The following is a 25,327-nucleotide window of genomic DNA, read 5'->3' as shown; positions in this document are numbered from 1 at the left end:
GCATTAAATATAAAATAAAAAGCTATTATGAGAAATTTCCTCTTTACAATTTTTACTCTTTTATCAATTTCTGCTTTTAGTCAATCTAAAACTGAATTAAATCAGGCAATATCTATTGAAAAAATAAAACATGAAATTGATTCTGTAATGACAAAATCTTATGAAAGAGAATTATTCAATGGAAATATTCTTGTCGCAAAAAATAATAAAATCATTTATCAAAAATCATTTGGATTTACCGATGAAACAAAACAAACGGCTTTAAATAACAAATCGATATTTAACATTGGTTCTATTGCAAAGGAATTTAATGCAGTTTCCATCATGATTTTGGTGGAACGTGGTCTTCTTAATCTTAATGACAAGGTATCTAAATTTAATTTAGGATTGCCAAAATGGGCAGAAAAAGTTTCTATTCGTCATTTGATTAATTATGCAAGTGGTATTCCTCCAATCGAACAATCAAAACCTGAAAATGACGCGGATGCATGGAATATTTTGAGAAACAATGATAATTTATTGTTTGAACCCGGAACAGGTTACAGGTATGATAATGGCAATGTATTTTTACAAAGAAGAATCATTGAGAAGGTCTCTGGAATGTCATACGAAGAGTTTGTTTTCAAAAATATTATGAAACCATTGAAAATGACAAACTCTGTATTTGAACCCAAATTTGGCTATAAGAATCGAACATCTTGCTACGATATGGACAATATTCGATGCCCGGAATTGAAATTTATTAGCGGATGGCTTTGGGTAGATATCAATGATCTTTATAAATGGATTGACGCAATGAATTCTAACCGTTTAATTTCCAAAAAAACCTTTCAAATCTTGCTGAATAATCCATACGCCAAAGATGAAGGTGGTTCCCTTGGCAGATATTTTGAAAAAGAAGACTTACAAAGACATAACGGAGTTTCTTATAAATTTGAATCAATCTTTTTAAATGATTTTAAAAATAACGTGACGATAATTTTAGTATCTAATAATCTCAATAGAGTTTGGGATTTAGGTCATATTATTCATAATTTAATGTTGGAAAAATCTTACGAAATCCCTAAAAAATCTATTTACCAAGCCATAAGAAAAGATGCTCTCAACAATGTAAATAAAGGTATCGAGATTTATTATTCGCTAAAAGAAAATGCTAAAAATGAATATAGTTTTGAGAATTCGGGAGAACTTAATAAACTAGGATATGAATTATTAAGGCTCGGAAAAAGCAATGAATCCATTATTATATTTAAATTGGCAACCCAAGAGTTTCCTAAAGACGCTAATGTTTTCGATAGTTTGGGAGAAGCTTATTATACAAATAAGCAATATGATTTAGCATTAGAAAGTTATAAAAAAGCGATTAGTCTGGGCGGAACCAACGGTAATGCTGAAAAAATGATCGAAAAAATTGAGAAAGAAATAGCGAAGTAAAATTTTCCAGAATAACTTTTTAACTTACACAGTTAGTGAGACAATACCAAATTCGGAATACTTTTTATTTGATTATAATGGAATTTGAAATAATTTCATCTTTACTCAGAGCCTGTTTAAATTTCTTTAAAACATTTTGATAATATTAATTTTCAACAAATAACACTATTGTCTTCGACGGGCTCAGAATGACAATCCTAATACTAAATGTATAATTTGGCGATGTCAGATTGAGCTTGTCGAAATCTTAGATATTTTTTTGAACTAAATTTAAACAGGCTCTAAGAATATCTGCAGAAATAAACATTTAAATACATATTTTATTAATTTTTTGTCTCGGTTGATCAATACTCTTTAACAACGATTATTTTGAATTAAAAAATTTCTTAAGATCAGAAATATTTTTAATTTTTAGTTCTTCTGCCTGCTTTCTCCGCATCATCAGTGCGTAAGAATTATTGAATCCCAACGGTTGTAACCATTCAATACCATATTGCTTTTTAAATTCTGAATTAACAAAATCAAATGTTCGTTGCGGACTTCGGGAAACATCATGTATTACTTTTGATGACGGTTTTAGTAAAACCAGAAGACCTGTTCCGGTATATTCTGGATAGAAATCGATGGCATCATTCGCCAAAGCATCGAAACATATTTTTGTTCCGCCCAACCCTGTTTTGGTTTCTACCTTATAATTTGTATAGCCCTCAATCAACATTTTATACATTTCGACAAGAATATATTGTTCTCCAAATATCTTCGAGCCAATTTTTATGGTTTGAGATTTTCTTTGATGAGATTCTTTATATAAATTGTTTTTAACTAAAAAATCTTTAGCAATTTTTTCCGGAGTTTGGTTAAGATAATCTGATTTATAATTCAAATCTGTCATTATCGAATCATTAAATTTTCCGGATAAAAGATTCAACGTTTTTTCTAATTCAGGAAATTTTTTAAGCGTTTTAGTTTTAATAATTGGAGCAGCAAAATAAGGTGGAAAAATCTTTTTGTCATCATTCAAAACATATAGATCAAAAGCTCTAATCCTACCGTCGGAAGAATAGCCACTAATTACATCCAGGTCTTTTTCATAAACCGCTTTGTACATAATAGCATCATTTACAATTACTGGATTTACATTCAATCCATATACCGATCTAAGTCCTAAATCACCATCTTGTCTGCCCATAAACTCAGGAGTAAAACCTGCTTTAATTTTATTTTCAGAGGTTGATTTCACAAGATAAGCTCCCGCCGTTATAATTAATAAAGCTGGAAGAATATATTTCAATCTCTTTACTAATTGATAGCCTGATTTCTGCAAAAGGGCGATCATTTGGTCTAAAAGTATGGCAAGCAAAGCAGCAGGAATTGCACCTGCTAAAATCATGTTCGTATTATTTAATGAAATTCCTCCAAAAATAAATTCACCCAGGCCTCCTGCTGCAACAAACGAAGCTAAGGTTGCCACCCCAACGTTGATAACAGCTGCTGTTCTTATACCAGCAATAATAACAGGCATTGCCAAAGGTAGCTCCACCTTTAGCAACAACTGTTTTCTGCTCATTCCCATTGCTTTAGCTGATTCAACAATACCTGGATTAACTTCTGTGATGCCCGTAAAGGTATTTCGGATAATTGGCAGAAGAGCATAAATTAACAATGCAACAATAGCAGGGGTAGCTCCAATGCCAAAAGCAGGGATCATAAACCCTAGTAAAGCAATACTGGGTATAGTCTGTAAAATTCCTGCAATACCTAAAACCGGGCTTGAGAGTTTTCTTTTCCTTGCAATTAAAATTCCTATAGGCAAGCCAACAATAATTGCAAAAAACAGTGAAAGAAAAGTAAGCCCCAAATGTTGAACAATCTGCTCAAATAATTTGCTGTGTTGCTCGGTTATAAATTGCCAAAAGCTTTGCTGACTCATATGATTTGTAGTTTTCGGTAATCATTAAATGCCCTTACAAGATTTTCATAATCTTCTAAAAACCAATTATCAGTGCTTAATTTCTGAAAGACATCCCACAGACTTGTATGCTCCGAGAATTTAAATTTTTCATATAAATGGCTGAAATTAATATCATTTTTCATATCTTTTAAAGTAGCAACCTTATATTCTAATAAGAGTCGGTTTTCGGCAAAAAATTTTTTTACAAAATCATTTTTTTGCTGGTAAAGCATTTCTTTAGGAGTTCCTGTCTGTATTATTTTACCTTCATGCATTAAACAAATTTTGTGTCCTAGTTCAAATGCTTCCTGAATGTCGTGAGTAACCAGAATGATTGTTTTATTTTTTAGTTCCTCCAAAGATTTAAATTCCGAATGAATATTAGCTTTTGTAATATTATCCAAAGCTCCAAACGGCTCATCCATTAGTAAAATCGGCGAATCTGCAATGAGCGCACGCGCAATTCCGACCCGTTGTTGTTGCCCACCACTCAATTCATTAGGAAATCTGTTGAGAATATCTTCGGGAAGATGCAGCTTGTGGATCAGTTCTTGGGTACGGCGCTTTGTTTTTTTTCTGTCCCATTTCAATAAATCAGGAACAACAGCTATGTTTTGCTGGATTGTGTAATGTGGAAACAATCCTGAATGCTGCATAACGAAACCTATTCCTCTGCGTATTTCTTCCGGTTTTTGTTCAAGAATATTTTTGCCGTCAATAAAAATTGCTCCGGCGTCTGGTTCTATAAGCCGATTAAGCATTTTCAATGTCGTTGTTTTTCCACACCCGCTGGTTCCCAACAACACTATAACTTCCTTATCATTTGCTTGAAAAGAAATATTATCAACCGCTTTCTTTCCGTTAAAATTTTTTGAAACTGATTCTACTGTAATCATGATTAAAAATTATTGAGCAAGCCTTATTCCCGTAAACTGCCACTGCAAATGAGTAGGAAAAAAATTTCTGTAAGTATTTCTGCTGTGCCCAATGGGTGTAGCAATTGAGGAACCCCGCAAAATAGTTTGATTGACCATAAATTTACCATTATACTCACCCACTGCTCCGGATTGCTTTTTAAATCCGGGATAAGGCAGGTAGGCAGAATTTGTCCATTCCCAGCGTTCTCCCCAATGGAAATGTTCTGATGCAATCTCCCATTCTGCTTCTGTCGGAAGACGTTTCCCCTTCCAAGCGGCAAAAGCAGAAGCTTCAAAAAAATTGATATGACAGACCGCCTCATTTAAATCGATCACTTCTAATCCTCTTAAAGTATAATTTAGCCATTTTTCATCTATAAAATGCCAGTATAATGGAGATCTTGCATTATTCTGCTTTACCCACTCCCAACCCTCAGCATGCCAGTATCGAAAATCTTCATACCCTCCAGCCTCAATAAACTGCAAATATTCTTCATTGGTAACCAGTTGATTATAAATTTTGAATTCATTGAGATAAACTTTATGTCTTCCTAGTTCATTATCAAAACAAAATCCTTCTCCATTGAAGCCAATTTCGTAAATTCCTTCTGGAAAATTAATCATTTGCGGATTTTTTTTGCTTTCTTTTTTTGAAATATTTTCTTTCTTGTAGGGTGGAAATAAAGGGTTATGTCCTAAAATATATTTAATATCTGTGAGTAGTAATTCCTGATGCTGCTGTTCATGATTAAGGCCCAATTCGATTAAGGATTCTAATGACTCGTTGAGGTACCCGCTTTTAAAAAATTCTCCCATCTTTTCATCAACGTATTTTCTATACTTAAAAATATCCGATACAGATGGTCTGCTAAGGTTTCCTCTGTCTGTGCGGATTACACGAGCTCCAATGGTTTCATAATAACTATTAAACACAAAGTTATACTGTTCATCAAAAACTTTATATCCCGGAAAGTTAGGTTGTAAAATAAATGTTTCAAAAAACCACGTTGTATGTCCCAAATGCCACTTGGGTGGGCTTACATCTATTATAGGCTGTACAACATAATCTTCAATCTCAAGCGGCCTACAAATTTCTACAGAATGATTTCTTATTTCTGAGTATTTTTCTGCCCAATTTTTAGTAAAATTTATATCATTTGGTAACTTAACTGTTTTCATACAAATCATTTTAAATTATACCATCCAGATAGAATCTACAAACCAATTTTTAGAGTCATTAATTTCAGTAACAATATGAAATCCTGAATTTCCTGCAAGGCTTCTAATATCTTGCCGGGAGAATTTCTGAGAGATTTCCATGTCAATCAGTTCATTTTCTTTGAAATGAAAACGGTGATTTCCTATGCAAACTGTCTGATCGCAAAGACTTACCAAAAAACTTTTGCATGCTCCTGAAATGGGATCATATGTTTGATAATGCTGAAACTGTTCCAACATAAAGTTTGCATTCAGTTCACGGTTTATTCTTGTAAGTAGATTAAGATTAAATGAGGCCGTAATACCGGCAGGATCGTTATAAGCATTGAGAATAGTCTGTGGATTCTTCTTTAAATCAAAACCTATTATAAACAAATCTCTAGGGTTCAGTTTTCGTTTTACTTCACTGCAAAAATGGATTGTTTCTTTCATATCCATATTTCCGATATTGCCCCCTAAAAATAATACTACCTTTTTTCTTTCAGAAATACGAGTCGCTTTATCAAGCATATCGAAATATTCGCCTTCTAAAGGATAGATTTCCAATGTTGGAATCTTTTTACTTAGACTGTCCTGCAAAACAGAAAGGATATTGCCGGAAATATCTATGGGCATATAGGTAAAACTTGTTCCTTTTTCAGCCAGCGTTTCAAGTAAAAAAGAAGATTTCATCGCATCTCCGGCTCCTAGTTCTATCAAATCAAAAGATTCAATACCCTTAGAAATAGCATTAACGATCTGTTCTGTTTTATTCTTAAATATATCTAATTCACATTGTGTAAGATAATATTCCGGCATGTTCATAATCTGCTGAAAAAGATGATCTCCTATTTTATCATAAAAATATTTTGAAGATAATTTTTTTGGATAATTAGATAATCCGGAAAAAATATCCGCACGGAAATCAGAAACATAGTCATTAAGCTGAATATTCTGTTGTAAGTTTATATTCATAGTTCATATTTTGTTTGGTTTTTATCTAAATACAACTATCTTGCCGCCGCGGGAATTACTCTCCTTCCCTCATGATGTTTTATAATTTCATCTCACTTAAAGATAAGATTTATTTTAAATTTTATTACTCCGTTTTAAATAATCAAATTCAATTTTCTATCAAAACCTATATATTTTTTTCAAATTATAAGTTAAATATCAATTATTGAAGTCTTTTATTGAGTAATTTAGCATTGGATTTAAAATGCGTTAAGATTTCTATGAAAAATATTTTCTTTCTATTGCTTATTTCAGCGGTACAACCTGTGTTTTCACAAACGAAACTCGAAAAAGCACTCACCAATCTTGAAAATAATTACGAACAGGAAAAAGTATACCTCCTTACCGATAAAAAGCAATATGTAGCCGGCGACCAGATTTGGTTTAAAAGTTTTGTATTTGATGGCTATAACCGTTCAGCACTTTCTACCACGTTATTTGTAGAATTATACGACGCTGATAAAAAACTGATCGATTGGAAAACCGTACTTCTTACCAACGGTGAAGGAAGCGGAGATTTCAAGCTTAAAGAAAATCTTCCGGAGCAAGTGTATTTTGTACGAGCTTATACTCCTTACATGACGAATTTTAATGAAGATTTTCAGATTGTTAAAACGATTCCTATTTATAATCCTAATTCAACGGAAACACTGGAAATCGCCAAAAGTTCTGACTGGTCTGCCAAAGCTTTTCCGGAAGGCGGAAATTTTATTAACGGAATTCCTACAAAATTTGCGGTAAGATTATCCAGCAACTCCGCTTTACCCGAAACCTGGAGCGGAAAAATCATAGATGCACAAAATCCAAACACAACCATCACAACTTTTACTTCTTTCGATAAAAATGTCGCTTCTTTTAAAATAACTCCATCTTTAGGAAAAAAATATCAGGCAATTATTCAGGATAATACTGGAAAAAAGCAAACCATTGATTTACCAGAAGTAGCAAGCAGCGGATTGAGTTTAGAAATTGTAAGTTCCAAAGATGGAATTAAATACAGTTTGAAAGGAGTAAATTTAAAACAACAGCTTCAGAACTATAAAATCATAGGAACCATTAATAACCATTTGGCTTACAAAGCGAATATCAATCAGTTAATTAATGAAGCTTCGAGCCTTATTCCGACAAAAATAAGCAACGGAAATAATGGTATTTTTCAACTGGCAATTTTTGATGATGAAGATAATTTGGTGGCAAAAAGACTTTGTTTTATAAAACCTGACAATCTGAAAATTGAAAAAGCAGAAATTATTGGTCAGGATTTGAAACATACGCCAAGATCTTTCAACAGCATTGACCTTTCGCCAGAATCTTATTTTAAAAATTATACCGTTGTCGTAAGCGATGATGATGGCAGCAATACTCCGGAAGAAGAAAATCTACTGAGCGGACTTTGGTTAACGGGAGATTTTCATTCAAAAATAGATAGTCCGGCGCAATATTTTTCTAAAAATGCCAACAGCGAAGCTCTAGATGCCTTGCTTATTTCTGAAAACTGGGGAAGATTCGACTGGAATACTGTGCTTAACGGAGCTATTCCTAAACTGAAAAGTAATTCTCAAAAATTTCTTTCTTACAGAATAAAACCTCTTAAAAGCAATGCTTTGTTGAGAGATGCAACGGTAAATTTGGTTTTGAAATTAGGAGAAAATCAGCCAACGATTAATCCATTCAAAACAGATCAAAACGGATATGTTTATTTAAATAATGTCAACTTCAATGAACCCTTGAATGTTTCCATCTTTGTAAACGCAGATAATAAAGAATCGAGCACGGATAATCTATTTGTGACCGCAGAACCTTTAATTGTTCCCACTCCATTTACAGGGAAATTTCCGACTACAAAATATAAGCTGGTAACGGCTTCCGGCAATAAGAAGATTTCACCATCAATTTCAAGAGCTATCAATACTCAGAAAAATATGAGAAAAGATGAAAATATTGATGTGCAAATTGAAGAAGTAAAAATAGTCGGTAAAAAAGCTGACCCAAAAGAAGAACTCGACAAACAATTGTCTACCGGGATGTTTAGTTCTGTAAATTCTACCGTTTTTGATTTTGTAAATGAAGATCAACATGCCGAAGGATTTAATAATATTTTTGACTGGCTACAAGGCAGAGCGGCGGGTTTAACGTTTCAAAGAGATAATTCGGGGGTGAATGTTCCTTATATTCGTAATTCGCAGGCTAAGTTGTATTTAGATGAAATTCAAACAGATCCGTCGATGATTTCAAGCCTGCCCGTAACAAACATTGCAATGGTGAAAATCATCAAAGGTGGCGGATTGGTAGGCGATGCCGTGGCAATCTATACTTTGAGAGGAAATATGAAATCTAAAACAAATGAAAAAGAAGCGACTAAAAACAATTCGACAACGATAAAAGGATATGATAAACCTTCAGAATTTCCGCTTGAAATGTTGAATGACGACGATTCTCCAAAGAAAATAGAAAACGATACACGAGAAACATTATACTGGAATCCGAATTTGTTTGACAGCGATTATGTTCCGCCAAGAATTAAATTTTACAATAACGATACAGCAAAACAATATAAAGTATTGATTATAAGTTTTGATGAAGATGATAATTTGCTATATGATCAACAAGTTTTAAAATAATTTTACGATTATTATTTAAATTCAATACAAAAAATTCCGCACTATTGTAGCGCGGAATTTTTATTTAAATATTTTTCATTTTAAAACTTAAAAAAGAAAAAAGCCACTGCCGCCCATTCTTTTTTGACGCCTTTGGCATAACCGATGGTACTGCGGCTGCTATTTTCTACCGTTCCGTCACTTTTTACATAGCCAATTGTTGAGCGGCTGCTGTTCTCAACCGTACCGTCAGTCTTCACGTAACCTACTGTAGAACGGCTTTTATTTTCAATCGTTCCATCACTTTTAATATAGCCAATCGTACTGCGGCTCTTGTCCTCAATTGTTCCGTCACTTTTAATATAACCAACCGTGGAATGGCTACTGTTTTCAATGGTTCCATCTGATTTAATATAGCCAGTTGTACTACGACTTCCGGATTCTATGGTTTGGGCACTTACAAGGGAAAGACTGAATAAAAGCGAACACATACATAATGTTTTTTTCATGGTTTAAAATTTTAATGGTTATTATTTTTTTGATTAATTAATGCTTGCCAAAATATAGCGACTTTCTGGGAAATAAAAAACGAAGCTTCTAAAAATAGAAACTTCGCTTTAGGTTATAAATTGATTAGACTTTATCTTTATAATGATTATAAAATTCTAACTGGTCTATTAAAACTTCATTAATTTCTACCCAGCCATGCTTTTCAGATAAATCGATAGCAGCTTTCCAAGCATTCATATTAGGACTTCCAAAATTTACACCATTCCAATATCCCGCACTTACCAAAGCATCCCATGCCAAAAGAGGATCGTTTAATTCTTCATCTATAGCTTTAGCGGCTTCAATATGAGCGTCTCCACCGTAAGTATTTTTATTTTTACTAAGAATTTGACCTACTTCATACAATGGATGATTCTTCATTTTTGAAAAATATCCTAATTCAGGTTTAAATTTACTTATTATACCTCCTAATTGAAAACTGGATGATGTTGCAGAAGGTATAAAATCAAAGTCAACTTCCATAGCATCAAAACCATGTGGTTGGATAAAACTTTGCCAAAATTGATTTTCCTTTTTTTCTGTTTTAATATCAATCAAATTATAAGCTCTGTGACCAATAGCATTATAAACTCTCGTATTCCAAATACCATAATCTTTTACTTCAAAATCCGGAAGATAAGATTCATTTTCAATCATTAAATTCATTAAATTAACATACTCTTTCTGCTGTTGAGTACTATAATAATGATTCCAGAAATCTAAATATACTTTGGTGTAATGTTCTGATGGATTTTCAAGATATACTAGTTTATCTTCGCTATTTATATAATCCTTTAAAAATTTCAAGGAATCAAGATTATCAGTATATTCTCTATAAGGCAAGGATAGCTTCTCTAGCAACTCCCACTTTTCTTTAATTTCTTCATTTACAATATCTATGTCATTTAAAAATCGAAGCCATGACATTGTAACAAAAGAGCTTAGGTTAGGTGAAACCGTCCAAAAATCAACATTACTTTTTGCGACAATTTGCGAATTTAATAATTTAATATTTGGTACTAACTTTATAGCAAAGCTATTATAAGATTCGAAAGCAAAAGGAGCAACAGACCAGTATCCTGAACGCAAAATACCCATACATCTTTCAATTTCATTTTTATTTTCAAATTCAAAACCTAATGTAAGATACACTTGTTTTTTTTCACTATATGCTTCTTTTAAATCTTGATGTATTTTATTTAATTTCATAAATTTATTTTTTTAACAATCTGATTTTCCCATATTCGTCTTGCTAACGATTCCAACTTATCCAATGCTTTTGGATGCTCTGACTTATCTCCATCTTTATCACTTTTACTAAGTGCTGTAGCTACAGTTTGAAGACCTACAATTAAAGCATCCTTATAACTTTTCATTGCGATATCATTAATATTTGATAAAATCCCCGCTACCGCACGATTGCATCGTGTGGTTTACATTATTTATAAATCAAACATTCTAAAAACAACAACATGATCTAAAAGTCCTTTTTCATCAGAATAATCTATTGCACTGCTGTATCTATAATCCTCCGCACGGAAAACCAAACCTGCTTCTACCGGATTTTGATGTATATAATTAATTTTCTGCCAAATCACTCTGTTGCTCCACAATTCAATGGGCTTATTATCATGTCTCCAAAATTGATATTGGGTTACATTTGAAGTTTTTAAACCTTCTTTAAGAAAGAAACTTAATAAAAATTCTTTTCTACTTTCTGTAGGATTTTCTTTGATTGCTGTGACAATTGCTTTGCTTGTAAACCTTTTTAAATCGCCAATCAAAAGTTCTGGTTTCTGTCCATTTATACTCCTAAAAACTAAATGTACATGGCTTGACATGATGCACCATGCATGAATTTCCATCCCTTTATTCTTTTGGCAAAATCTTAAACTTTCTAAAAAAATTTCTTTGTATTCATTTCTAATAAAAACATCCAGCCAACCTACTACAGCAAAACTTATGAAATATATTCCTTCAGGATTGTGAAACTTATAATTACGACTCATCAATTATGTTTTTATAAAGATAAAAACTTTTTAAGAAATTATTGGATAATAAAAATGCCACACGAAAGGATTCGTGCGGCAGCGGGGGGAGAATTGACCAAAAAATTCGCAGGCGTAATTTTATCATACCAAAGCAAATTGGCTTCCGAAGAATGACAATCAAAACACGAATTTCTGAGAATCGTATTGACATCTTTGGGAACATTCACAAGGTCTTGCGTAGGTTTTCCGTCATTAATATTTTCAGGTCTAAAAAATTGAATGAGTAGAAAACCAGCAAGTAAAATCCAAATGAGTTTATTGATGTTTTTCATTAGATTAATTTAAGAATTAATTATAAATCTACAATCATACCTTTCCACGTGGGTCGTCGATATGAATTTTTGAAACATCATAACGAACACCTTCTCGGTCAATAATCCTAACGTTTTTCACCACAGTACTCAAAGCTTTCAAAAATGTTTCTGAGTTTTCGTGGCGCTCATACGCTTCTTTATCTTTCCAGCCTTCGAGAAGATGAAATGTATTTTCATCGGTCAAATCCTGCGAGAAAGCATAATAAATACAGCCTTCCAGCTCGTTTGCTGCAACCATTTCGGGAATAACGGCGTCAATGAAAATTTGTTTGTCTTCGGGATGCACTTTGTAATAAGCGCTTACCGTAATTCCCGTTGTTTGTGTTTTATCGTGGTTATTGGACGTTCCGATTTTTTCTGAATGATTCATATTATTTATTTTAAAATTAATGATTAAAGAAAAGTCACAAACTCCTCAAATGGTTTTCGTACTTTTTTCTGATTAAGATTCCAGTCGTTTTCTGCGTCTCTGTAGCCTAAAGCCAACAGCATTGAACTTCGTAAACCTTTGGATGAAAGTTGCAAAAATTCATCAAGCGCAATTGGGTCAAAACCTTCCATCGGTGTAGAATCTATTCCTTCCGAAGCGGCTTCAACAATCGCTAAACCTAAAGCAATATTCGCTTGTTTTGCTGCATGATGAAAGTTTTCTTCGATGCTCATATTTCCGAAAAACTGTTTTGAAAACGCTCTTTGCTTATCATAATGAGCAGAATCTACATTGCGTTTTTCTGCCAGATAATCGAATACATTATCAATTCTTTCTTTAGAATATTCATCCCAAACTGCGAAAACCAAAAGATGCGATGATTCTACAATTTGAGGCTGGTTCATTGCGATAGGCAATATTTTCTTTTTGATTTCGGGATTACTGATGACGATGATTTCGTAAGGTTGTAATCCAATTCCTGAAGGCGCCAAATGAGCTGCTTCCAATATGTTGTTGATTTTTTCTGAGGAGATTTTTTCGCCTGTCATTTTTTTTGTGGCGTATCTCCAGTTCAGTAGTTCTAATATATTTTTCATTTGATTTTATGTTTTAAATCAAGGCAAATGCGAATAATCATTTGCCTTGATTGGTTTATTTAAAAAACGCCTAATTGACCTAAAAGTATCATTCCTGCATTATAACAATGGAATGATTTTACTTTTCCGTTTTCAATTTTGAAGACATCACAACAAGGCACTTCGATGGTTTTTCCCGTTGGTTCCAAAGTTCCAGATGCTAATTGAAGTGATCCGTTATGCGTTCCGTTCAAGGATAATTCTACGATGACTGTATTTTCATCTTCCAAGACATACAATTCGTATAATTCTCTGTGCATATCCGGAAATGCGGTAGCAAAAATATCTACAGGTTTCCCAATATCTTCACCGTAATATTTGGTTCCGGAAGATACATCCCAGAAATATCCGTCTTCTGCAAAAAGTTCTGCAAATCCTTTTGAGTCCTGAACTTCGGCTATTCTGTACAATTCGCGGATTAATGTTTCGTTGGCTGAATTTTGATTGATTACTGATGCTTTCATATTGTTTTATTTTAAATGTTAAAGATTGAGTTTGATTTAAATTTTTATTGTTCTATTTTTTTAAACGCAAAGTTTTAATTCAACTTTATCCATTATTTTTAGAGGGCAAAGGCAAATAAAATTTGCTTCGCGAAGCTTGAAAACACAGCTTAATCAAATCAACTTGTTGATTTTTCTTTGCTCACTTAAATAATTAAATCTTTAAATAAAATCTTTGCGTCAAAAAATAAATATTGAGTTTATTAAGAAATGAGAGAATTTAATTTTTGTTGTCTACAAAAACATATAGTTTCACAGCTTTTCCGTTTTCAAAAACGAATAAATCCATTCCTGTTATAGCATCTGGTTTTTCGGGAGTTCCGTTTTGCCAGTACAGTCTTGCAATGTTGTGATTGACGTCTATGGCTTTGATGTGAGAAAATTTAGAATTCGGACTTTTCTGTTGCAATCCATCCACAAAACCATTGATTTCTTTGTGACCGACTGCGATAAAATGACTGTCGACCATTTCAATATCATCTGCGTAAATTTTTGACATTAATGCTTCACGTTTTTTAAGGTCTCTCTCGTTCCAGATTGCTAAATGTCCTTCTACCAAAGATTTAATTTCTGCCTCGGAAAGCGGTTTGACATCTGATTTTTCAGTTTGAGTTTTTACTGCATCTTTCGGTGACCATAAAATTGTTGCCGGACTTTTTTTCTCATAGCCTTTTCCGTTCGGGTAAGAAACCAATTCCATTTTAGAACCCCAAGGTGTTACAAAATAAACCCAAGTTTCGCCTTCTGTATCTCCCGATGGCATCAAAAACGGTTCTCCTAAAAATTGAACGCCTTTGCTTTTAAGATACGCTACACTTTTGCTGATATCATTGGTGTAAAAAGCAATGTGACTCGCTCCGATATCGTCTCCTCCGGGTTGTTGAGAACTTCCTTTGTTGTCTTGATATTCGAATAATTCGATGTTGGCTCCTGTTCCCGCTTTTACCATTTTGATGGTTACGGGACCGGTTTTAGTATTCATATGATTGTTCTTTTTCCAAGCATCATCCAAAGGAATCGGACCTAAAGTGGTTACTGCCGAAAATCCTAAAACGTCTGTGAAGAAATTTACTGCCTGTTTCATATCCGGAACGTTGATTCCCACGTGGTCGATTCCAAGAATTCCTGTTTTTTCCTGCGCTGAAGTGTTTGAAACTGCTGCTGATAATAAAAGTGCACTTGCTACTGCTGTTGCATTGGCTTTGATTTGTTTTTTTAAATTGCTCATTGTGATAATTTTTTGTTATTATTTATGAAGCAAATTTCCAACATTCAGTAGCCTTCTTCCATTGACAAAAGCTTGAAAAAAAAGCAAACAAATGTCAATGAAAATGATGATTTGAATACCAAGCTTTCTCTCTAGCCCCGATTGCAACGGCATCCTTTTGTGGAGCAAAGCGGAACAAAAGATATAGTGGAAAGCGGGATTAAGCTCCAAATAAAAAAGGCTGGAACGAAATATTCCAACCTTTGATTCTTTATTTAAATCTTACTTATTCGCTGTATTTTGCCAGCCATTTTGCTTTCAGTTCGGCTCTGGCATTGATGAATTCCAAATCTGTTCCCTGCGCAACGGCATCTAACGGAAAACGTAACGGGCGAGAACCCTCTTTCATCTGAATCAATTCTAAAATTCCGTCTGCAATGGTTTGCGGATTCATATTAAATTCTTTCATCTTGCCAAATAACGCAGCGCCAATCGCATTGAATTGTTCTGTTGCAACCGGGTCATACAATGTTGCAATTTCTGGTTTGTCTGCATTAACTCCGGCTTTTTCGCCTGTATTCATTTCTGTTGGATAAACTCCGGGCTGGATGGAAACGTTGTCGATATTGAATTGTTTCAATTCGTCCTGCAAGCCTTCTGTAATGCTTTCAACGCCGAATTTCGATGCAAAATAGGGAATCATAAAAGGTGAGGTATGAGCGCTTGCTCCGGAAGTAATGTTGATAATCAAACCGCTTTTATGTTCTCTCATAGAAGGTAATACAGCCTGATAAGTTCGGATAACTCCATAGAAATTCACTTCAAACATTTGACGAATTCTGTCCAAACTATATGCTTCCAACAACCCAAAACCTGAAACTGCGGCGTTATTAATCAAAACATCAATTTTACCAAATTTTTGAAGTACTTTTTCAAAAGCATTGGTGACCGAAGCATCGTCGGTTACATCGATTTCAACGACTTCTAAATTAGGCAGTGCTCCCAATTCTTTGGCTACGGCTTCATTCTTTCCTGACACGCCGCGCATTCCTGCAATTACATTATAGCCTGCGTTGGCTAGGGTTGTAGCTGTTAATTTTCCAAAGCCTGTGCTTGTTCCTGTGATAAAAACTGTTTTGTTCATTTTGTCTTATTTTTAATTGTTATTTTAATAAGGCAAAGATGTTACAAGATGAGGCCTTTTTCCATTGACAAAAGCTTGAAAAAAAAGCAAACAAATGTCAATGAAAATGAAGTGTTTTATTTCTTAACCATATTCCTACGCAGTCTGGTAAGGGTTTCGGGAGTAATTCCAATATAGGAAGCAATCATGTGTTGCGGAATACGGTTGACAATATGAGGATACTTTTCAAGGAAATTCTGATATTTTTCTTCTGCCGTAAAACTGATATTTGCCAAAATTCTCCCTTGAGAAACAATAAAACTCTTCTGAATAATCTGATTGACCATTTGATTCAGTTGAGGAATTTCTGCGCAAAGCTTCTCAAAATCTGCTTTTTCAATTAAAATCAATTCTGTAGGTTCGATAGCGTCAATATTCAAACGAGACGGAGTTCCATTGATTAAACTTTCACGGTCGCCTGTCCAATAATTTTCGGGAGCAAAGTTGATGATGTGTTCTGTTCCGTTTTCAGCGATGGAAAAAGTTTTCACCAAACCTCTGCAAATAAAAGCATTGTAATGCCAAATGTCTCCTTCCTGACAAAGAAATTGTTTCTTGCGGAGTTTTTTAAGTTTGTAAACAGATTCTATTAATTGTATCTCCTCATTAGAAAGTTCTATTTTGTCGGTAAGGTATTTTAGGAAAATTTCAAACATTGATTTTCAGTTTCAGAACAAATTTAACGATAATCACTCTAACAAAGATTATTTTGGAAGATTTTACGTTTGAATAAATTCAAAATATAATCAGAAAGGGAAATTAATTTTAAGTAAATCTTAATTATATAACAAAAACCTCCGTATTGGAGGCTTAATTTTCAATATGCTAAAATAAGTTGATATAATTTTTTGCCTTAATTTGAAACCTTATAGATATAGAAAGAAGCGATACTAGACCCTAATAAACCCACAGACAGCGCATTAGAACCTGTAAGCCCAAAGGAAATTTTGTCGCCCGCCTGAAATGTGTACACTGAATTAATACTCGTTTCCGAAATTGTTAAATTCAAAAGAACCAAATTCGCTCCGCTGAATGCTTTGGAATCTATTAAAGTAGCTATTCCCAATCGGGTTCGCGTTATTCCTATTCCCGGTGTATTGGCGAGAATTTCTGCCTGTAAACCTGTACCATATCTGAAAGTAAACCCTAAAGCATATGTGCCGTTAGACGGTATGATATACGTATTATCGGTATCTGAAAATAAAGCTGCGCTGCCTACCGTTCTTTCCGAATTGAGGAAATTAACAGCTCTAAACCCAGTCGGGAAAAGTCCTAAACTTAATAAGCTAATTCCGGCTGTTTTTTTGGCAGCATACATTGAAGTATTAGTCGTACCCGATGTATTCACCGCAGTTACAGCAGCATCAATAATAGTTTGCGGAGGAATCTGAGAAACAAGAAAATCGCCTCCCGGATTTTGGTTGGATGCTAAAATTTGATAGCCTGGCAAAGCCGCCGCCGTAGGAGTTTGTCTGATTTTCAGCGTGCCATTTACGTCGAGAGTCGCTGCGGGATTAGCCGTGTTTATTCCCACTTGGCCAAAAATACTGTACGGAATAACCGCAAGGATAATTGTAAAAATCGTTGCTTTCATGAGTAAATTTTTTATAGTTTTCATGAAAATATGATCCAAAAAACATGCCTTTAGGTTTAAATAAAATTAATATTTAGCTTATTGTGGTATCAAAATATTAATCATAAAATTAAATTTAATAAATAAAATAAACAATAAAACATATTTTAAGGAATTTATTTTAATTGAATACATTATTATTTATCATATTTCTTCTTATTAGTTTTAATTCAAACTAATTTTATTATATTTGATAGAAGAAAGATGTAATCTAGATCATAGAAAATGGTAAACGAAAAAGACAATATCAACGAGCTGGCTCTGAGTCTTGGGTTTGCCATGACCGAAATGAAAACTAAATTTCGGCAGAAAATACAGGAAAAAATCAATGAACATGATCCTAGTTTTTCTTACGAAATGCTGGAGATATTGGGCTTGATCTGGCGAGGAAATGACGGCATCAATCAGCAGGAAATCGCCAACCAGATCAGTAAAGATAAATCGAGTGTGACCTATCTTATCAGTAATTTGGTAAAACGCGATTTGGTTTTAAGAATTGAAGATACCAATGACCGCAGAAATAAAAAGATTTATCTTACCGAAAAGGGAAATAAGATCATGGAAAATGTATTTCCGTGGGTTTTAGAATTATATAAAAAAGCCGCCGGTGATGCGAAAAAAAGTGAAGTAAAACAAGCTTTTGATCTCATCAAAAAAATGACAAATAATCTCGATCAACTATAAAAATCAACTGAAATGAGAACAATATTAATTCCCGTAGACGCAAGCGCAACCACCCAAAATGCAGTAAAATTTGCCGCAAACTGGGCAAAACAATATGCTTATGAACATATTATTTTGCTGATGGTTTCTAATGAATCGATGTTTGATTATCTTCATATTGCAGATCCGTATTCTGTGGTTGCAGAAGATCATGTTAACAATGTACGAGTAGATACGGAAGCTTTATTGCGAAATTTAAGTTGGGTTGTGAAAGAAATTGTGCCCAATGTTACCGTTTCGACTGTTTTAAGCAGATCATCTATTCTGCGAACCATCAACGAATCGATAAAGGAAAATCCGTCTGTTGAATTGATTGTTTTGGGAGCCGATTTACATGATGAAAATGACGATAGTCTGGTTTCAGAAAATATTGTGGAAATTGCCAGAACAAGCCCGATTCGAACATTAATTGTTCCTAATAATCACAGTTATACGAGGGTTGAAAACGTTTTGGCTCCGTGCGATATTACTCAAATCGGAAAGCTGGAAAGAATTTCAAAATTTAAAGAAAGACTTCAGACCAATCATTTAAAACTTAGCCTGCTTCATATTTACCAAAAAGACGAAAATCTAGATCAGGAAAAGCAACAGGAACTCGAAAAATATATTTTCAACAATTTTGCAGATATTTCTACACGTATTTATTATTCGCAAGATCCTAATACGATTAAAGGAATTTCATCGTTTGTTGCCGAGCATCCTGTCGATATAATTACTGCACTGCCCGGAAAACATAGTTTCCTGTATTATTTAATGAATAGAAGTGTAACAGAAGCTATTTATCAAAATATTAATAAACCTGTAATGATTTTAAAGTAATCGGTTTTTAGACTCTTTTAAAATTTTGTTGAAAGGCAAACCCCTAATTTAGATATATTCCAAAATCACAAACCTGTATATTTGCGTTTTAAAAAAGAACGATAAATATGCCGAATAACGCTTTCTATAAGCTTATCCCTATGACCACTTTTGTGATTGATTATTATTCTAACGAAGGATATGCCGATTTGCAGACCCTGAAATTAATGATCAATTACGCACAGTTTCTGAAAAAAGATCTTCAGTTAGGAATGTTTGTGCCTGTGGATCAGAATGGAGAACCTTTGAAAGAACCTAAAAATTATTCGAGCTGGAAATCAATCAAACATAATACCATCGAAAGTGAAGATGAAAACAATGCTTTCGAAGAATATAATATATACAAAAAAGCAGCGAAAAAATGTTTGTTTGAAGGTTTTGAAGTCGCATACAACGGCTATTCTGTCGTGAGAATTGTGGCTAAATACAATCAGTCTATCGAGTTGTCTTTCAATAAAAAAGACGGACTTTGCTCAACCTTTACAAATGTTGAATCTTTGGTCGATCAGGATATTTATTTAAGCACCGCTGCTTTAAAAATGATCGGCATAAAGAATTTTTAAGCTTAAAAAAATTTTGACTTGCTAAAAACTGGCAAGTCAAAATAATATGATTACATATTTCGTATTCGATTTACATTAAATTTTTGAAGCTTTCAGCAACAATTGATGCAAATCTGTATTTTTCACGAAAGAAGGCAACAATTCTTTACCGGGACCAAAAGCCGCAACCTCAACATAATCTCCGGAATGATCCATACTAATCCAGCCGACATTATTATGTTTCTGCTGCATATCCGAGAAAGCTTTGTAAGGCAATTTTTTGTAATTATACAATCCCGATTCATGCTTTTCAAGGCCTAAATAAAAATCAAGCAAATGCTTTCCTTCTTCATCGCTCAATCGTATTTTGTTGGTTTCATAAATCCAGTCTTTAATTTGTTGAAGGTTAAAATCTGATTTAATAGAATTTAAAACATATTCATTCGAATATTTATAATTTGAAATACTATTGAATTTTGAAGTCGCATCTGGACCATAAATCGTTCCCGGATTGGCATTTCCGTGATCTGTGGTAATGATGACAAGCGTTTCACCATCTTTTTCAGCAAAATCTAAAACTGTTTTTACCGCTTCATCAAAAGCCAGCTGATCATGAATTAATGCTGAAATATCATTCGCATGCGCCGCCCAATCAACCTTTCCGCCTTCCACCTGAAGAACAAAACCTTCAGAATGATCTCTCATCTGCTCAATTGCCGCGCCAGCCATTTCTGCCAAAGTTGGACTTCCCTGAAGATCCGACAAATTATTTCGATCAACCGTATAAGGCAACGCTCCCGAACTGAAAACGCCTAAAACCTTTCCGTTTTTTTTAGCATTCTTAAGATCCGTTTTAGTTTTTAAAACCTGATATCCTTTTTGTTTATATGAATTGTAAACATCTTTACGATCGGTTCTTTTTTCGGGATTAAAAAATTCGTCACCACCGCCCATCATTACATCTAATCCCTTTTCAAGATACATTTCAGCGATTTCGGGCTCTGCATTTCTGCTCTCGGAATTAATACAAAAACCCGCCGGCGTCGCATGCGTGATCGTAACCGTTGTCACACAACCTGCCTTCTTTCCTGCTTTTTTAAATTTTTGCCAGATAGGAACGTATCTTTCACCATTATCTCCAACATTCAAAACCCCATTTTTAACCCTTACTCCACCGCCAAAAGCTGAACTTGCTGCCGCTGAATCGGTCACAATAGAACTCGCAGATGCCGTATCCATCAAAGCTCGGCTTACTTTTCCGGTATAGTACAGATTAATCCAATGGCTGGTTTTTCCCAAAATGTTTCTGGAATAAAGATCTGCCATGCTTAACGTTCCCAAACTCATTCCGTCGCTTACCATGAAGATAATATTCTTAGCTTTTTTTGAGTCTGAAGGAATAGCTTTGGCATTTCCGGCAAATAAATCAAGCGGATTTATAGTCAATAAACCGGATAGCATGGCCGATCCTTTTAAAAATTTACGTCTGTCCATAATAAAAATCTAATGTTCAAAGTTAATGCGAATACATCAACTAATGAGACTAAGTTGCATTAATTATTTGTGAAATTTATTCTAAATATTTTGAGGAAAAGGATCTTCAAAATTTCTTCCTTCTTTCATCATTATGGCTTCCAATTCAGTGATAAGACAAGTTTCCAAATCATGTAACATTTGTTCTTTATCTAAATCCTGACCAATAAAAACTAGTTCATTTATTCGATCGCCCCAATTTTTGTCCCACCTTTCTTCAATATAAGATTGATTTTCCATAAACGATTCGTACTGAACCCTTTGATTCATTGGCATGCTACACCACCAAACTCCGGCTTTTTCTAATCGGAAAGAACCTCCGGCTTGAGAAAAATTCAATGCATCATGAGGTCTTGAAGCCAGCCAGAACAGACCTTTTGCTCTTAAAGCACCCTGAGGATAATTTTTGCTGAGGTATTCCCAAAGTCTAAGCGGATGAAAAGGTCGGTTATTTCTGAAAACAAATGAACCAATTCCGTATTCTTCTGTTTCCGGGGTATGATGATCAGATTCAAGTTCTTTTTGCCAACCTGCGGAAGACTGTGCTTTATCAAAATCGAAAAGACCGGTATTAAGGACTTCTTTAGGATTTACTTTGCTGAATTCCGACTGAATAATTTTAGCTTCAGGATTTAATTTCTGAATAGCAGCTTTTAAAAACCCTAAAGTATCGGCATCTACAAGATCGGTTTTATTAAGAATGATGACATTGGCAAATTCGATCTGATCGGTCAGAAGATTCACAATCGTTCGATAATCGCCTTCCATATCGGTAAGATGACGATCCATCAAAAGTTCATTTGTTCCGAAATCTTTTTCAAAATTAAAACAATCAACCACCGTAACCATCGTATCAACATAACTGAATTTTGAAAGATCGACCCCATTTTCTTCATCAATAAAAGAAAAAGTCTGCGCCACAGGAATAGGTTCGCTAATTCCCGTGCTTTCAATTAAAAGATAATCAAAACGTTTTTCTTTGGCGAGTCTTTCGACCTCAATCATCAGGTCTTCTCTCAACGTACAACAGATGCATCCGTTGCTCATTTCCACGAGTTTTTCTTCAGTTCGCGATAATGTATTTTGGCTTTCGACCAATCGTGCATCAATATTTATTTCACTCATATCATTTACGATCACAGCGACTTTCAGTCCTTCTTTGTTGTGAAGAATATGATTGAGTAAAGTTGTTTTTCCGGCTCCTAAAAACCCGCTCAGAACGGTAACCGGTAGTTTATTTATTGTCATTTTTCGGAATTAATGTTTGTGATTTCTAAAGTTGATGATGTGTGCCAAAATCAATCCGGCAGCTCCGATGTAGATTAAAGGAAGGTGAACTTCAAAGATCAAATCAGCAAAAACCGAAATGGAAATTAAGATAATTGAGAACCAGAATAAACCTTTTAAACGAGTTGATTTGATCTGTCGCGTGGTTCGCCAAACAACGACTGCTCCAATGAAAAGGAAAGCGAGATCGATATACGGATTATGCGACAACCCAAACGGAATAACCATTAATAAAGGAAAGACAATGCAATGAATCAAACATAAAACCGCTGCTGACACCCCTACTGCATCCAAAATTTTTGACTTCATAAAATAGATGATTTAATTTTCTTATTGTAACTTTGTTGCAAAAGTAAACAGAATATTTTTATATCGCAACTTTGTTGCATTAAAGTTATGAAGCAAACCAGAAATACCCAGGCAAAAACCGAAATATTGAATTTAATTAATGACTCTGAGACAGCTTTATCGCATCATAATATTCAGGAGAAATTATCGAATTTATGCAATAGAGTTACAATTTATCGTGTGTTGGATCGTCTTGAAGAGGAAGGAAAAATTCATAAAATTATAAATATTGACGGCGTTGTAAATTATGCTAAATGCCACGATTGCCAAAGAGATCATCACAATCATAATCATCTGCATTTTAATTGTAAAAAGTGTAATTCGGTGACGTGTATTGAAAATGTAGTTCCGAAGATTGATATTCCGAAAGAATTTGTTGTTGAAGATTATAATTTTATTGTGAGTGGGATTTGCCCAAAATGTAAGTGATATTTAAGTTAATTTGAACGCAAAGTTCACAAAGTTTTTTTGGCTACTGAACGTTTTTTAAAGTACATAAAGGCGTTTCACTTGTAAAAGCTCGCAAAGTTTTTTAATTATGATCAATTGCAGATAATTACTTGATTTTTAAATATGTATTTGTTTAAAATTTCCTAATTGAAACTTTACCATAAAGTTTGTCATCTCTCAACATAGTATTAGGAAAATTATGGCTTAGATTCTTCCAGAATGACAAATTTTGAGAATATTGTACTAGAGCTGATGAGATGATTACTACCCTAGCCCCGATAGCAACGGTTACCCCGGAATTGGGTTGGAGAGTTTTAGGGTTTGAGCTTTGGAGAGCTTGGCGTGAGGAGTATGAGTGGATAGCGGGAAATTGCTCCTTAAAATAATTCGACGTTGTTAAAAAGCTTCAAACAAAAAAGAGATCATTCATATTAGAACAATCTCTTTTCAATATTTTATTTTAGAATAATCTGTTGTGTAACGATCTTAATGTTTCAATTTTATGAGTGGACGGAACCAATAATGAGATATTATTTTCGCTTCCGCCGTAAGAAATCATCCTGATCGGAACATGCTTCACCGCTTCGGAAACAATAGTTGCATGCCCGTGATTATTTTCTCTGAAATCCCCAACGATACAGATGATAGACTGTTCGCCATCGATCTCAACAGCCGAGAACACTTCTAATTCTTTGATGATTTCGGAAAGATATTCGGTTTGATCGATCGTTAATGAAACCGCAACTTCGGAAGTCGTAATCATATCGATGGGCGTTTTGAAACGTTCGAAAACTTCAAAAACTTTTCTCAAAAATCCATAAGCCATCAACATTCGCGAAGATTGAATACGAATTGCCGTAATTCCGTCTTTTGCAGCGATAGCCACGATTTGATTTTGGTTGGTTGTTTCACCAGAAATCAATGTTCCGGAAGCACTTAGATTCATTGTATCCAGTAATCTCACAGGTACATTGTATTTTCTTGCCGGGAAAACACTTTGCGGGTGAAGGATTTTTGCTCCGAAATATGATAATTCGGCAGCTTCGTCAAAATTCAGTTGCGCAATTGGTTTTGTATTAGGAACATAACGCGGATCGTTGTTGTGGAAACCATCAATATCTGTCCAGATCTGAATTTCTTCAACCTGCAAAGCTGCGCCAAGCAATGAAGCCGTGTAATCTGAACCTCCTCTTCTTAGGTTATCGATCTCGCCCTGAGCGTTTCTGCAAATATATCCTTGCGTGATAAATAGCGTTTCTTCAGGATATTTTGCCATTTCAAGGTTAGCATTTTCTCTGATGAAATCTACGTTCGGTTCGTGTTCTTCATCCACCAACATAAAATCGAGTGCCGATAATAAAGTTGAAGGAATTTCGATTTCTTTTAAATGTAAATGAAATAAGGTCGTGGAAATGATTTCGCCCTGAGCTAAGATAATTCGTTCTGCATCTGAAGTGAAGTTTTTATTTTTAAACTGATAAAAAAGATCAAATATTTTTTCAATAAAAACTAAAGCTTCCGAAAGTCCTTCTTCTGTTTTAAATAACTGATTAACAAAAACTTTGTACTTTTCATACAACACATCAATATGTTTGTAAGCACCTTCGATGTCTTTGCTTGCATAGAGTTCAGATAAGGTTACCAAATCATTTGTAGTGCCGGAAACTGCTGATAAAACCACCAAATGTTTATCTGCCGCCTGAGATTTAATAATTGGCAATAGCTGTTCAATTCTCTCCGGACTTCCCACTGAAGTTCCCCCAAATTTCAATACTTTCATAAATAGATTATAATATTAATTTAAATTTCAAACAAAAAAAAGGAGCCTGTCGTGATGACAAGCTCCTGATTTATTTCGATTCTAACCAAAGGAAGATGACTCACGACGTTTGACGTAAGTACTGTTTCTTTGCCTTTTTTAAGTTAGATACTATCATTTTCTTTTTTTGCTGGGCAAATATAGTCATT

26 protein-coding genes are annotated in these 25,327 nt (G+C 34.2%); 6 read left to right on the top strand and 20 right to left on the bottom strand.

Annotation, left to right across the window (positions count from 1 at the left end; genetic code table 11):
* Positions 1 to 27: 27 nt before the first annotated feature.
* Positions 28 to 1,434, top strand: coding sequence for a serine hydrolase (locus OXQ85_RS03915; RefSeq protein ID WP_267402503.1), 1,407 nt, complete (start codon positions 28 to 30; stop codon positions 1,432 to 1,434).
* Between the two features lie 364 nt (positions 1,435 to 1,798).
* Here OXQ85_RS03915 and OXQ85_RS03910 read toward each other — a convergent pair whose 3' ends face one another.
* From OXQ85_RS03910 to OXQ85_RS03895, 4 genes are read right to left on the bottom strand one after another with little or no spacing between them, the layout of a single operon-like run.
* On the bottom strand, positions 1,799 to 3,364 hold the full coding sequence (locus tag OXQ85_RS03910) for an ABC transporter permease/substrate-binding protein (protein ID WP_267402502.1): 1,566 nt from the start codon (positions 3,362 to 3,364) through the stop codon (positions 1,799 to 1,801).
* Positions 3,361 to 4,281, bottom strand: a complete 921-nt coding sequence (locus OXQ85_RS03905) for an ABC transporter ATP-binding protein (RefSeq protein WP_267402501.1) — start codon at positions 4,279 to 4,281, stop codon at positions 3,361 to 3,363. Before OXQ85_RS03905 ends, OXQ85_RS03910 begins: the two co-directional genes overlap by 4 nt.
* Positions 4,282 to 4,290: 9 nt before the next feature.
* Entirely contained in the window at positions 4,291 to 5,481 is a 1,191-nt protein-coding gene (egtB, locus tag OXQ85_RS03900) for an ergothioneine biosynthesis protein EgtB (protein ID WP_267402500.1), read from the bottom strand.
* A 15-nt stretch (positions 5,482 to 5,496) separates the two neighbouring features.
* Positions 5,497 to 6,474, bottom strand: a complete 978-nt coding sequence (locus OXQ85_RS03895; protein WP_267402499.1) for an L-histidine N(alpha)-methyltransferase — start codon at positions 6,472 to 6,474, stop codon at positions 5,497 to 5,499.
* 260 nt (positions 6,475 to 6,734) lie between these two features.
* Here OXQ85_RS03895 and OXQ85_RS03890 point away from each other — a divergent pair, with 260 nt between their 5' ends.
* Positions 6,735 to 9,134: a hypothetical protein gene (locus OXQ85_RS03890; RefSeq protein ID WP_267402498.1), complete on the top strand. Its 2,400-nt coding sequence runs from the start codon at positions 6,735 to 6,737 to the stop codon at positions 9,132 to 9,134.
* Positions 9,135 to 9,214: 80 nt separating this feature from the next.
* On the opposite strand, the gene OXQ85_RS03885 is transcribed toward OXQ85_RS03890, so the two are convergent.
* The 12 genes from OXQ85_RS03885 to OXQ85_RS03830 all read right to left on the bottom strand — a co-directional run bounded on the left by OXQ85_RS03885 (position 9,215) and on the right by OXQ85_RS03830 (position 17,579).
* Positions 9,215 to 9,604 carry a 5-fold beta-flower protein gene (locus OXQ85_RS03885; protein WP_267402497.1) on the bottom strand — a complete coding sequence of 130 codons (390 nt, stop codon included), beginning with the start codon at positions 9,602 to 9,604 and terminating at the stop codon, positions 9,215 to 9,217.
* A gap of 142 nt (positions 9,605 to 9,746) precedes the next feature.
* Positions 9,747 to 10,871 carry a hypothetical protein gene (locus OXQ85_RS03880; protein ID WP_267402496.1) on the bottom strand — a complete coding sequence of 375 codons (1,125 nt, stop codon included), beginning with the start codon at positions 10,869 to 10,871 and terminating at the stop codon, positions 9,747 to 9,749.
* Entirely contained in the window at positions 10,868 to 11,038 is a 171-nt protein-coding gene (locus OXQ85_RS03875; RefSeq protein ID WP_267402495.1) for a hypothetical protein, read from the bottom strand. The genes OXQ85_RS03880 and OXQ85_RS03875 overlap by 4 nt, the downstream gene beginning before the upstream one ends.
* 66 nt (positions 11,039 to 11,104) lie before the next feature.
* Entirely contained in the window at positions 11,105 to 11,671 is a 567-nt protein-coding gene (locus OXQ85_RS03870; RefSeq protein ID WP_267402494.1) for a transposase, read from the bottom strand.
* 38 nt (positions 11,672 to 11,709) lie between these two features.
* A complete protein-coding gene (locus OXQ85_RS03865; RefSeq protein ID WP_267402493.1) occupies positions 11,710 to 11,985 on the bottom strand; it encodes a heme-binding domain-containing protein in 276 nt (91 codons plus the stop codon).
* A 34-nt stretch (positions 11,986 to 12,019) separates the two neighbouring features.
* Positions 12,020 to 12,397 carry an antibiotic biosynthesis monooxygenase family protein gene (locus OXQ85_RS03860; RefSeq protein WP_267402492.1) on the bottom strand — a complete coding sequence of 126 codons (378 nt, stop codon included), beginning with the start codon at positions 12,395 to 12,397 and terminating at the stop codon, positions 12,020 to 12,022.
* Positions 12,398 to 12,420: 23 nt separating this feature from the next.
* Complete coding sequence (locus tag OXQ85_RS03855) at positions 12,421 to 13,053, bottom strand: NAD(P)H-dependent oxidoreductase (RefSeq protein ID WP_267402491.1); 633 nt, start codon at positions 13,051 to 13,053, stop codon at positions 12,421 to 12,423.
* Positions 13,054 to 13,112: 59 nt separating this feature from the next.
* Complete coding sequence (locus OXQ85_RS03850) at positions 13,113 to 13,556, bottom strand: nuclear transport factor 2 family protein (RefSeq protein ID WP_267402490.1); 444 nt, start codon at positions 13,554 to 13,556, stop codon at positions 13,113 to 13,115.
* A 259-nt stretch (positions 13,557 to 13,815) separates the two neighbouring features.
* A complete protein-coding gene (locus OXQ85_RS03845) occupies positions 13,816 to 14,823 on the bottom strand; it encodes a VOC family protein (protein WP_267402489.1) in 1,008 nt (335 codons plus the stop codon).
* Between the two features lie 265 nt (positions 14,824 to 15,088).
* Complete coding sequence (locus tag OXQ85_RS03840) at positions 15,089 to 15,946, bottom strand: SDR family oxidoreductase (protein WP_267402488.1); 858 nt, start codon at positions 15,944 to 15,946, stop codon at positions 15,089 to 15,091.
* A 116-nt stretch (positions 15,947 to 16,062) separates the two neighbouring features.
* Positions 16,063 to 16,641, bottom strand: a complete 579-nt coding sequence (locus OXQ85_RS03835) for a Crp/Fnr family transcriptional regulator (RefSeq protein ID WP_267402487.1) — start codon at positions 16,639 to 16,641, stop codon at positions 16,063 to 16,065.
* A 197-nt stretch (positions 16,642 to 16,838) separates the two neighbouring features.
* Positions 16,839 to 17,579: a hypothetical protein gene (locus tag OXQ85_RS03830; RefSeq protein ID WP_267402486.1), complete on the bottom strand. Its 741-nt coding sequence runs from the start codon at positions 17,577 to 17,579 to the stop codon at positions 16,839 to 16,841.
* Positions 17,580 to 17,843: 264 nt separating this feature from the next.
* On the opposite strand from OXQ85_RS03830, the gene OXQ85_RS03825 reads away from it, so the two are divergent.
* From OXQ85_RS03825 to OXQ85_RS03815, 3 genes are all read left to right on the top strand, one after another.
* On the top strand, positions 17,844 to 18,302 hold the full coding sequence (locus OXQ85_RS03825; RefSeq protein ID WP_267402485.1) for a MarR family transcriptional regulator: 459 nt from the start codon (positions 17,844 to 17,846) through the stop codon (positions 18,300 to 18,302).
* 12 nt (positions 18,303 to 18,314) lie between these two features.
* The gene (locus tag OXQ85_RS03820) at positions 18,315 to 19,160 is read left to right on the top strand and encodes a universal stress protein (protein WP_267402484.1); all 846 of its coding nucleotides are present in this window, start codon (positions 18,315 to 18,317) and stop codon (positions 19,158 to 19,160) included.
* Between the two features lie 107 nt (positions 19,161 to 19,267).
* Positions 19,268 to 19,762 (top strand): hypothetical protein, encoded by a 495-nt coding sequence (locus tag OXQ85_RS03815; RefSeq protein WP_267402483.1) that lies wholly within the window; start codon positions 19,268 to 19,270, stop codon positions 19,760 to 19,762.
* A gap of 75 nt (positions 19,763 to 19,837) precedes the next feature.
* Here OXQ85_RS03815 and OXQ85_RS03810 read toward each other — a convergent pair whose 3' ends face one another.
* From OXQ85_RS03810 to OXQ85_RS03800, 3 genes are all read right to left on the bottom strand, one after another.
* Positions 19,838 to 21,235 (bottom strand): alkaline phosphatase, encoded by a 1,398-nt coding sequence (locus OXQ85_RS03810; protein ID WP_267402482.1) that lies wholly within the window; start codon positions 21,233 to 21,235, stop codon positions 19,838 to 19,840.
* 81 nt (positions 21,236 to 21,316) lie between these two features.
* The gene (locus OXQ85_RS03805; protein ID WP_276590710.1) at positions 21,317 to 22,522 is read right to left on the bottom strand and encodes a GTP-binding protein; all 1,206 of its coding nucleotides are present in this window, start codon (positions 22,520 to 22,522) and stop codon (positions 21,317 to 21,319) included.
* Positions 22,523 to 22,531: 9 nt separating this feature from the next.
* Positions 22,532 to 22,870, bottom strand: a complete 339-nt coding sequence (locus OXQ85_RS03800) for a MerC domain-containing protein (protein WP_267402481.1) — start codon at positions 22,868 to 22,870, stop codon at positions 22,532 to 22,534.
* Between the two features lie 87 nt (positions 22,871 to 22,957).
* Between OXQ85_RS03800 and OXQ85_RS03795 the strand changes: the two genes are divergently transcribed.
* Positions 22,958 to 23,338, top strand: a complete 381-nt coding sequence (locus OXQ85_RS03795) for a transcriptional repressor (protein WP_267402480.1) — start codon at positions 22,958 to 22,960, stop codon at positions 23,336 to 23,338.
* A gap of 481 nt (positions 23,339 to 23,819) precedes the next feature.
* Here OXQ85_RS03795 and OXQ85_RS03790 read toward each other — a convergent pair whose 3' ends face one another.
* The gene (locus OXQ85_RS03790) at positions 23,820 to 25,139 is read right to left on the bottom strand and encodes an aspartate kinase (RefSeq protein ID WP_267402479.1); all 1,320 of its coding nucleotides are present in this window, start codon (positions 25,137 to 25,139) and stop codon (positions 23,820 to 23,822) included.
* Positions 25,140 to 25,327: the final 188 nt, after the last annotated feature.

The sequence above is a fragment of the Chryseobacterium sp. GM_Chr_2 genome (assembly GCF_026540445.1).
Lineage (GTDB): Bacteria > Bacteroidota > Bacteroidia > Flavobacteriales > Weeksellaceae > Chryseobacterium.
Note: the sequence above shows the minus strand (reverse complement) of the source record. Positions and strands in the feature narration are given on the sequence as shown.